At 53.0% G+C, this 9,179-nt stretch carries 8 protein-coding genes and 1 riboswitch; of the genes, 6 read left to right on the top strand and 2 right to left on the bottom strand.

Going from position 1 to position 9,179, the window contains the following annotated elements; translation table 11 throughout:
- Positions 1-76: 76 nt before the first annotated feature.
- Complete coding sequence (gene dapF / locus FC49_RS09210; RefSeq protein WP_056984860.1) at positions 77-1,081, bottom strand: diaminopimelate epimerase; 1,005 nt, start codon at positions 1,079-1,081, stop codon at positions 77-79.
- Positions 1,082-1,092: 11 nt separating this feature from the next.
- A complete protein-coding gene (locus FC49_RS09205; protein ID WP_003711698.1) occupies positions 1,093-2,451 on the bottom strand; it encodes an aspartate kinase in 1,359 nt (452 codons plus the stop codon).
- A 209-nt stretch (positions 2,452-2,660) separates the two neighbouring features.
- Positions 2,661-2,844: riboswitch (Lysine riboswitch) on the top strand.
- 94 nt (positions 2,845-2,938) lie between these two features.
- Here FC49_RS09205 and lysA point away from each other — a divergent pair.
- The 6 genes from lysA to FC49_RS09175 are packed head-to-tail and all read left to right on the top strand — an operon-like array spanning position 2,939 to position 9,059.
- On the top strand, positions 2,939-4,255 hold the full coding sequence (gene lysA / locus FC49_RS09200) for a diaminopimelate decarboxylase (RefSeq protein WP_056984859.1): 1,317 nt from the start codon (positions 2,939-2,941) through the stop codon (positions 4,253-4,255).
- Between the two features lie 31 nt (positions 4,256-4,286).
- A complete protein-coding gene (gene dapD / locus FC49_RS09195) occupies positions 4,287-4,997 on the top strand; it encodes a 2,3,4,5-tetrahydropyridine-2,6-dicarboxylate N-acetyltransferase (RefSeq protein WP_056984858.1) in 711 nt (236 codons plus the stop codon).
- Positions 4,997-6,151: an N-acetyldiaminopimelate deacetylase gene (locus FC49_RS09190; RefSeq protein WP_056984857.1), complete on the top strand. Its 1,155-nt coding sequence runs from the start codon at positions 4,997-4,999 to the stop codon at positions 6,149-6,151. Before dapD ends, FC49_RS09190 begins: the two co-directional genes overlap by 1 nt.
- A gap of 2 nt (positions 6,152-6,153) precedes the next feature.
- A complete protein-coding gene (gene dapA / locus FC49_RS09185; protein ID WP_056984856.1) occupies positions 6,154-7,074 on the top strand; it encodes a 4-hydroxy-tetrahydrodipicolinate synthase in 921 nt (306 codons plus the stop codon).
- Positions 7,075-7,077: 3 nt separating this feature from the next.
- Complete coding sequence (dapB, locus tag FC49_RS09180; protein ID WP_056984855.1) at positions 7,078-7,857, top strand: 4-hydroxy-tetrahydrodipicolinate reductase; 780 nt, start codon at positions 7,078-7,080, stop codon at positions 7,855-7,857.
- A gap of 11 nt (positions 7,858-7,868) precedes the next feature.
- Positions 7,869-9,059, top strand: a complete 1,191-nt coding sequence (locus tag FC49_RS09175) for an aminotransferase class I/II-fold pyridoxal phosphate-dependent enzyme (protein ID WP_003711709.1) — start codon at positions 7,869-7,871, stop codon at positions 9,057-9,059.
- Positions 9,060-9,179 lie beyond the last annotated feature (120 nt).

Genomic DNA, 9,179 nt, shown 5'->3' with positions numbered 1-9,179 from the left:
AAGTGTCCAACTTACAGGGTTCACTTCATCTGCTTGGCAGCTGATCTTGGATGCTTTTTGGGTGTGCAGCAAACTTTTAATTAACGCTTAAATTGAAATGGGGGAGCTGGTGGATGAAGTTCTGGTAAGCCTCCTGTTCACCGGTGGCAGTAACCTGCGCATCGTGGGCGGTGACCCTTCCCTGGTGGAGGAGGTTTTCGGCAATTTCAAGCTGGTGGGTAAAGGTAGCATTGCCGATTAATTCAATCCAGTAGCGGTGGTCGGCGAAGTGAACGCTGGTTTTGACCATCCCACCCGGATTGTAGACGGTAATTGCTTCGTCGAAGGCCGCGCTGGCGGGATGAAGTAGGGCAAAGGCCAGACTGGTGGCCGACATTCCGGTTCCGCAAGCGTTCGTGAAGCCAACCCCACGCTCATAGGTCCGAACGAAAAGTTTTTGTGGCCCGAGAATTTGAGCAAAGTTAACGTTGACTCCGTCGCTAAAGTAGGGGTTGGCGCCGTTAAGGTAGGACCCTAGTTCTCCCAAGAGGGGGCCCTCAATGGTTTCCTGGTTGACAAAGCTGATCAGGTGGGGGTTCGGAACCGCCAGGGTGGTAAAGGTGAGACCTGGAGCCAGCTCTGGTACCGGGGTACCCAATAGGCGGTCGTGTCCTAGATTGTCGAAGGGCAAGGCGGCCCTATTAAAGCGGACCGGTGAGATTTCCACGGCAAAAGCAGGGACGCCGGGTGCCAGTTCGCCAGCTTGCCGGACTTGCAAACTGCTGTCCATTGTGTCGACTTTGAACGTCGTCTGGCCGTCCCGCTCTGCCACATAGCGTGCGACGGTCCGGAGACCATTGCCGCACATTGAGGCTTCGCTGCCATCAGCATTGATTACCCGCATTTGGGCGGTTGCCCCGGGGCGGGTTGGCCGGTCAACAACGAGGAGACCATCTGCACCGCCCAGCAAGCCATCCTGGGGATCGGTCAATTGGCGGGCTAGTCGGCGGAGTTCGTCGTCAGTTAGAGCCTGCTTCAGCTTTGTTTGGTCGAGGATAAAGAAGCTGTTCTGGGAGCCGTGAACTTTTAATAGTTGTGTCATCATAAAACCTCCTAATTAGCGAAGAACCGGTGATAAATTGCGCGGACAGCCTTGTCAGCATCCCGATCATAGGTGCCAATCATGATTGAGATCCGGGAGGCTCCCTGGTTGATGATTGGCACTGGGATCCCGTCTTCTGCCAGGGGGGCGAGGATGTCGTTGATTACCCCGATCCGGTTCCGCATTCCCTCGCCAACCACCATCGTGATGGCGTAGTTATCGATCCATTCGAGCTGATCCGGGTTGATCTCCTCCTGGATTTCGTTGCAAATAGTATCCACTAATTGGTCGTCGATTTGGTTCTTGTCTAAAATAATGGTGATATCATCAATCCCTGACGGCATGTGCTCGTAAGAAACGTTGTGGCGGGCCAGGATATTTAAGATTCGTAGAGTGAAGCCCGTTTCCTTGTTCAGGAGATACTTGTGGAGGTAGATTGCGGCAAAGTGCTTACCGCTGACCACCCCGGTAACGATATCCGCGGGTTGAAAATTCTTGTCTGGGACAATCAAGGTCCCGGGCTTTTCGGGGTGCTGGGTGTTCTTGACGTTAATCGGTACGTTGCCCTGGATGGCAGGGATGAGGGCCTCATCATGGAAAACCGAGAAGCCGGCGTATGATAACTCCCGCATTTCCCGGTAGGTCATCTTAGCGATGGGTTGGGGATGGTCAACGACAGCTGGGTTCGCGACGTAGATTGCGTCAACGTCAGTGAAGTTTTCGTAGAGGTCAGCATGGAGACCACGGGCAAGAATCGCCCCGGTAATGTCCGAGCCGCCCCGTGAGAAAGTTGCGAGGTGGCCGGCAAGGGTAATGCCGTAAAAGCCGGGGAAAATTAGCAGTTCACTGTCGTTAAAGGAAAACCGATCCAAGAGTGAGTAGGCCTCTGGAGTTACGCTGGCGTTATTGGGGGTCCCGGTGACCCGGAGGCCGACCTGTTCGGGGGTAACAAAGCGGGCTTCGTAGCCCAACTGCTGGAGAATAATCGTCATCAATTGGGCATTGAGCCGTTCGCCATGGGCCTTGAACGCGGCGAGAAGGTAGTTGTTATTGGGAAAGTGCCAGTTCGGCAGCTCGTTAAGCCGTTCGGCTAGTGGGGCTAGCTTGGTCCGGGGAACGTTAAAATAGTCAGCAATCGCGGTATAGCGGCCAATGATTTGGGTAACCGTTTCCTGGAACGGCTGTCCAGCGATTACCTGCTGGGCATATTTGATCAGGAGATCGGTGACCTTGGTATCATTTGCTGTCCGCTTACCAGGCGCAGAAGTGACAACGACCCGTCGCTGGGGGTCTGCAGTGATAATCTTAATCGCCTGGGCAAAGTGCTCACCATCTGCAAGTGAGCTGCCACCGAATTTAACGACTTTCATTTTTTAAGCACTCCTTTGGGAAAATGCCATTTGAACTCATTTTCCGTAAATAAATTTAACCGAATTCTAACATGTTTAAGAAAACTTGCAAGCGCTGAATCTGAAAATCAAGTCTGTAATGGTGTACTTAACCAAAGCTAATTCTAGGGTTGCTTCATGCTAAATTAATTTTGCTATTGACTTTCTAATTATTTTTTTATAAACTAATTACAAATCGAAGAGGCGCAGCCAACACCAGTAAGTTGGGGGAGTTCCTGCCGGACGTTGATCCCCTCTGAACAGGGCGGCTGCCGAAGCACTTAACCGGGCGGCGGTTAGGCAGCTGGGGCGTGGTTGAATAAATCACGGACTGTCGCAGGACGGATAAGAGCCTGCGTTGCGCTATCGACAGATAAAATGGGTATTAGCTCCACTATTTGTTTTTGCGCAAATAGTGGATTTTTTTATCCCGTCGGTTTCCCCGTCAGCAGAATTGGAGGAATCAAGAATGAACGAACAGCTTTCAGCAAGCCAGCTTAACGCGGCCGGTCACCTAATGATTGGTGGCTGTGATAGCCTTGACCTGGCCCAGCAGTACGGAACGCCCCTGGTGGTTTATGATGTTAGTCAAATCCGGCACCAGATTCGCGCCTTTAAGCGGGTCTTCGAAGCTAACCAGGTTAATTACGAGGTTAGCTATGCAAGCAAGGCCTTTGCGGCGATTGCGATGTATCAAGTTGCCGACCAGGAGGGAGCCCATGTCGACGTAGTTTCCGGCGGCGAAATGTATACGGCATTGAAGGCCGGCTTTCCACTCTCCCATGCCAGTTTTCATGGCAACAATAAGTCGTATGATGAGCTGGTAATGGCGGTTAAGAACAACATTGGCGTAATCGTGGTTGATAATTTTTACGAAATTAAGCTGCTAAACCAGGTGCTAACCGAACTGGACGCCCGGGTCAAAGTGATGTTGCGTATCACCCCGGGAATTTCCGCCCACACTAATAAGTACATCCAGACCGGCCAAGTCGACAGTAAGTTTGGCTTTGACTTAGAATCAGGACAGGCGGACAGGGCATTGGAGGCGGTCTTAGCGTCACCACGGATGACGATGATCGGCCTGCACGCTCACATCGGTTCACAAATTTTTGAACTGGCAGGGTTTGAAGGAGTTGCCAACAAGTTGGTGGAAGTAGCTAACCACTGGCAGCAGCGGTATGACTACCAAGCCCAGGTCATCAACGTTGGCGGGGGCTTTGGCATTCGTTATACAAAGGATGACCAACCGCTGCGGCCTGAGGAATTTGTCGATGCCATCATCAAGGCCATCAAGGCTGCGGTTGCGCCGACAGCTCTGGAAATGCCGGCAATCTGGATCGAACCGGGGCGGTCAATCGTTGGGCCGGCTGGCTATAACCTCTACACGGTTGGTTCCCGGAAAGACTTACCGGGTTACCGTCCGTTCGTCACCATTGACGGGGGAATGGGTGATAATATTCGTCCCGCTCTCTACCAAGCAGAGTACGAAACGGTGCTGGCAAGAGACCCCCAAGCACCATTAGCGGAACACGTTCGCCTGGCTGGGAAGTACTGTGAAAGTGGTGATATTTTAAGCCAGGACCAGGCCCTGCCGAAGACGAAACCGGGGGATGTCCTTGCAATGCTGGATACCGGGGCCTATGGATATGCAATGGCGTCCAACTATAACCGAAATCCCCGGCCCGCAGTGGTCTTTGCGGAGAATGGCCACTCTCAGCTGGTGATTGAACGGGAAAGCTATGAAGACTTGGTTCACCTGGACCGTCCATATACTGAAGCAAAATAACATTGATATATAGGAAGAAAGAGTGATTAGAATGGCAGAATTAGATGCACAGGCAATCATCAACTACATTGGAAACGCTCCTAAGAAGACGCCAGTCAAGGTGCTGCTAAAAGGAGCAATCGACCAGTTGACCTTCCCAGACGCGGTGCAGACCTTCGCGGAAGAAAAAACGGCGACCCTTTACGGGGACTGGACAGTTATTAAGCCCTTTTTAGCCGCAAACGAAAGTAAGATTGCGGATTACCACGTTGAAAACGACGCTCGCAATTCAGCGGTGCCCCTGCTAGACCTCAAGAAAATTAATGCCCGGATTGAACCAGGGGCCGTTATCCGGGACAAGGTTTTGATTGGCGACAACGCCGTCATTATGATGGGTGCTATTATCAACATTGGCGCGGAAATCGGTGCTGATTCCATGATTGACATGGGAGCAGTGCTTGGCGGCCGGGCGATTGTCGGGAAGCATTGCCACATCGGCGCTGGAACGGTTCTGGCAGGGGTTGTAGAACCAGCCAGTGCCCAACCGGTGCGGATTGACGATAATGTTCTAATTGGCGCCAATGCCGTTGTTATCGAGGGGGTCCACGTTGGTGCGGGCGCAGTAGTGGCTGCCGGTGCGATTGTTACCCACGACGTCGAGTCTGGGACAATGGTCGCGGGAGTGCCTGCTAAGTTTATCAAGCGGGTTGACCAGCAGACCAGTGACAAGACCGCCCTGGAAGACGACTTGAGGAAGCTATAATGGTATTAAATGAAGAAGAATTAATTCAGATTCGTCGCCACCTGCACACCATTCCTGAATTAGCCCTGCACGAAACGGCGACCCACGAGTACTTGCTCCAGGTGATTAAAAGTTTTAAGCAGGACTATCTGGAAATTAGGGAAACGCCAGAGTTGCCCACCGCCCTGTTTGTGCGGGTAAAGGGGACGGCACCTCGCCGGACGATTGGTTATCGGACAGACATTGACGCCTTGCCAATTACTGAACAAACGGGCCTCCCCTTTGCGTCACAGCATCCCGGTGTAATGCATGCTTGCGGCCACGATATCCATATGACGGTGGCCCTAGGGGTCTTGAACTACTTTGCGGAGCACCAGCCGCAGGACAACCTGCTGTTCTTTTTCCAGCCAGCGGAGGAGAATGACTATGGTGGTAAGCGGGCGTATGAAGCCGGACTGTTTGCTGGTAAGTGGCGGCCAGATGAATTTTATGGTCTGCATGACAATCCGGATTTGCCTGCCGGCGCAATTGGCTGCCGCTTAGGAACCCTCTTTGCCGGAACTACGGAAGTTAACATTGATTTAGAGGGGAAGGGCGGCCACGCGGCTTATCCGCAGGACGCAAACGATACGGTAGTTGCTGCCGCAGCACTGATTATGCAGGTGCAAACGGTGATTTCCCGCAGCATTGACCCAGTTCAAAGCGGGGTCGTGACCCTAGGCAAAATTCGGGGTGGCGAGATCCGGAACGTTATTGCTGGTCACACCCGAATTGAGGGAACGATTCGGGGACTTACCCAGGCTATGATTGAAAAGATTGATGCACGCTTGGAAGATATTTGCGCGGGAATCGGGCGCAGCTTTAACATGAACGTCAACCTGGAGCTAAACCAGGGCGGCTACTGGCCGGTTGAGAATAACCCGCAATTGACTAAGTTCTTTATTAACTACATGCGGCAGGCCCCGAACGTGGACTTTGTGGAAACTGCCCCCGCAATGACCGGGGAGGACTTCGGCTTCCTATTGGCAAAGTTCCCGGGGACGATGTTTTGGCTAGGGGTTGATGATGACTCACAGCTTCACTCCGCCACGTTAACGCCGCAGGAGTCGGCAATCAAGCGGGGCGTTGATGCTATCACCGGTTTTATTGAGGCACGAATGAATAAGGAGGAATAGTTATGCGATTAGCAGATGCAGACCTTTTGACGGCGATTGTCACGCCCTTTGATGATCAGGGGCAGGTTGATTTCGCCAGCCTGGAGAAGTTGACCAATTACCTGATTGACCAGGGGAGCAATGGTTTTGTAATTGGCGGGACGACCGGCGAAACACCAACCCTGACCCATGATGAGAAGATCCAACTATACGAGGAGTTCGGTAAAATGGTCGCGGGCCGGGTTCCGGTAATCGCCGGGACGGGAAGTAATAACACTGCTGAAACGATTACCTTTACCAATGAGGTTGCTGCGATTCCGGGGATTGACTACGCCCTGGTCGTTGTTCCACCGTACAATAAGCCAAACCAACGGGGAATGAAGGCCCACTTTACCGCCGTGGCTGACCAGTCTCAGCTTCCAATCGTGATGTACAACATTCCCGGACGCACGGGGGTCAAGATGGCCGCTGAAACAATCATCGAACTTTCCCAGCACCCGAACATCGCGGCCGTTAAACAGTGCGCTTCGCTGGAGGAGCTCGAAGAAATTGTTGAAGGGCGTGGAAGCGATTTTGCTGTCTTTACCGGTGAAGATGCCCAGGCACTGACTGCTCGTGTCCTCGGAGCCAATGGGGTAATCTCGGTTGCCTCACACAGCTATGCACCCCAAATGCGGCGGATGTATGACGCCCTTTACCAGGGTGATTACCAGGAGGCGGGACGGCTGCAGCGCTGGCTGACACCACGGATGGCGGTCCTCTTTATGTATCCATCGCCATCACCAGTGAAGGCGGTATTAAATGCCCAGGGCTTTCAGGTAGGTGGCTGCCGCCTGCCGATTTTGCCGCTGAACGAAGAAGAGCAGCGGTCACTGGCAGCGGCGTTAGACCTGCCAGCGGACCAACTATTAAAGAAGCAGTTACCACTTAACTTGGGGGAATAAGCGATGAAAAAAGTATTGATTGCGGGGGCTGCCGGAGCAATGGGGCAAAAAGCGGTTGCCCTCGTCAACAGCCTTGCGGATACCCAACTGACAGCCGTGCTGGCACCCCACGCTACGGCAGACCAACGTGCCGAACTTGGGTTGGGACCAGACGTAAAAATCTACCAGAAGCGGGAGCAAGTCGACCCTAACGTGGCGGATATCTGGCTGGACTTTACCGTCCCGGCAGCCGTTTATGAGAATGTACGGTTTGCGCTTGACCACGGCTTGGCACCGGTGGTCGGCACTACCGGTTTGACTGACGAACAGGAAGCGGAATTAATCGCGGCGAGCCGGGCAAAGCACCTCGGTGGACTGGTCGCGCCAAACTTCGGAATGTCGGCGGTCTTGCTAATGAAGTTTGCCCAGGAGGCTGCAAAGTACTTCCCGGATGTTGAAATAATTGAAATGCACCACGCTGATAAGAAGGACGCACCATCAGGGACGGCCCTAAGTACCGCCAAGCTGATCGACCAGGTTCGTCCAAGTCACGAAAGCAGCCCAGACGAGGTGACCACCCTCGACGACGTGCGTGGCGGGGATTACCACGGAATTAAGGTTCACTCTGTACGTTTGCCCGGCTATGTTGCCCATGAGCAGGTCCTGTTCGGTGGTGCTGGTGAAGCGTTAACGATTCGCCAGGATTCTTTTGACCGTCAGTCATTCATGAGCGGGGTTAAGGTGGCATTGGAGAAGGTCCTGGATTTAGATGAGCTAGTAATTGGCTTAGAAAATATTTTATAGGAGGTAACACGATGCCATCATTAGCAAAAGAACTACGGGGGACTGCCAATAAGCGCATTGCTAGTCTGCCGCCCGCTCAAATTCGGGCCTTTGATGAGGAGATTTCCGGAGTGCCGGGAATCGTTAAACTGACTTTGGGTGAACCGGACTTTGACGTTCCAGAGCACGTCAAGCAGGCAGCGGTTAAAAGCATCCAGCAGAACGATTCTCACTACTCGGCTAGTCGGGGGACACTGGCGTTGCGGCAGGCAATTAGCCGTTATTTGAAGACCAGTCGGCAGGTTGATTATGATCCGGCAACAGAGGCTATTGTAACCGTTGGAGCTACCGAGGCCATTACCGCTACCACCTTTGCCCTCCTGAATCCGGGTGACAAGGTGATTGTGCCAACGCCGATTTATTCGCAGTATTTTTCGAGTATTGCACTGACTGGGGCGCAGGCAATAATTGTTAACACTGCACCGGATGGCTTCTTGCTAACCGCGGACCGTCTGCGCAAGGAGCTGGCCCAGGCAGGAACAGGGGTGAAGGCGGTTGTCCTTAACTACCCGAATAATCCGACCGGCAGAAGCTATTCCGCCACCGAAATGGCAGAGCTGGCACAAGTGCTGGCGGATCACCACTTGATTGCGATTGTGGATGAAATCTATAGCGAGTTGGTCTACGATCATCAATTTGTCTCCCTTGCTAGTCAGTTGCCTGACCAAACAGTGCTGATCAACGGCCTTTCGAAGTCCCATGCCATGACGGGGTACCGGTTGGGCTACCTAGCTGCCCCAGCAGAACTGGTAGAACAAATTTCCAAGATGCACTCCTTTATGGTAACGGCAGCAAACGATACCGCCCAGGCAGCGGCGTTGGAAGCCTTAACCAACGGTCAGGAAGACCCAGCAATTTATCGTCAGCAGTACCAACACCGCCGGGATCACTTGGCGGGTGCAATGCGGGCGTTGGGCTTTGAAATTGCAATCCCTGACGGCGCCTTCTACCTTTTCGCCAAGATTCCCGCTCAGTACGGGGATGATGATGTTCAGTTTGCACGCGACCTGGCCCATCAGGCCCGGGTGGGGGTGATTCCCGGGAGCGAGTTTGGCCCTGGTGGTGAAGGTCATATCCGCTTGTCATACGCTGCTGCTGACAGTCAGATTGACGCAGTGATTGACCGTTTGCAGACCTTTATGACCAAACTTAATAAGGAATAAAAATTAGCGAGTAAGGCTGGGAATAAACTCAGCCTTTTCGTCATTTTAGAGCGAAAAATGCAACAGTGCGGTTGCAGGTTGGGAGTGGGAGATAACCTCCTTGACAAGGCGTATGACTAG

Source organism: Limosilactobacillus oris DSM 4864 (genome assembly GCF_001434465.1).
GTDB lineage: Bacteria > Bacillota > Bacilli > Lactobacillales > Lactobacillaceae > Limosilactobacillus > Limosilactobacillus oris.
Note: the sequence above shows the minus strand (reverse complement) of the source record. Positions and strands in the feature narration are given on the sequence as shown.

Coding starts and splice junctions, on each gene's coding strand:
- FC49_RS09205 (WP_003711698.1), bottom strand. CDS start 2,451: ATGAAAGTCGTTAAATTCGGTGGCAGCTCACTTGCAGATGGTGAGCAC.
- FC49_RS09190 (WP_056984857.1), top strand. CDS start 4,997: ATGGTATTAAATGAAGAAGAATTAATTCAGATTCGTCGCCACCTGCAC.
- lysA (WP_056984859.1), top strand. CDS start 2,939: ATGAACGAACAGCTTTCAGCAAGCCAGCTTAACGCGGCCGGTCACCTA.
- dapF (WP_056984860.1), bottom strand. CDS start 1,081: ATGACACAACTATTAAAAGTTCACGGCTCCCAGAACAGCTTCTTTATC.
- dapA (WP_056984856.1), top strand. CDS start 6,154: ATGCGATTAGCAGATGCAGACCTTTTGACGGCGATTGTCACGCCCTTT.
- FC49_RS09175 (WP_003711709.1), top strand. CDS start 7,869: ATGCCATCATTAGCAAAAGAACTACGGGGGACTGCCAATAAGCGCATT.
- dapB (WP_056984855.1), top strand. CDS start 7,078: ATGAAAAAAGTATTGATTGCGGGGGCTGCCGGAGCAATGGGGCAAAAA.
- dapD (WP_056984858.1), top strand. CDS start 4,287: ATGGCAGAATTAGATGCACAGGCAATCATCAACTACATTGGAAACGCT.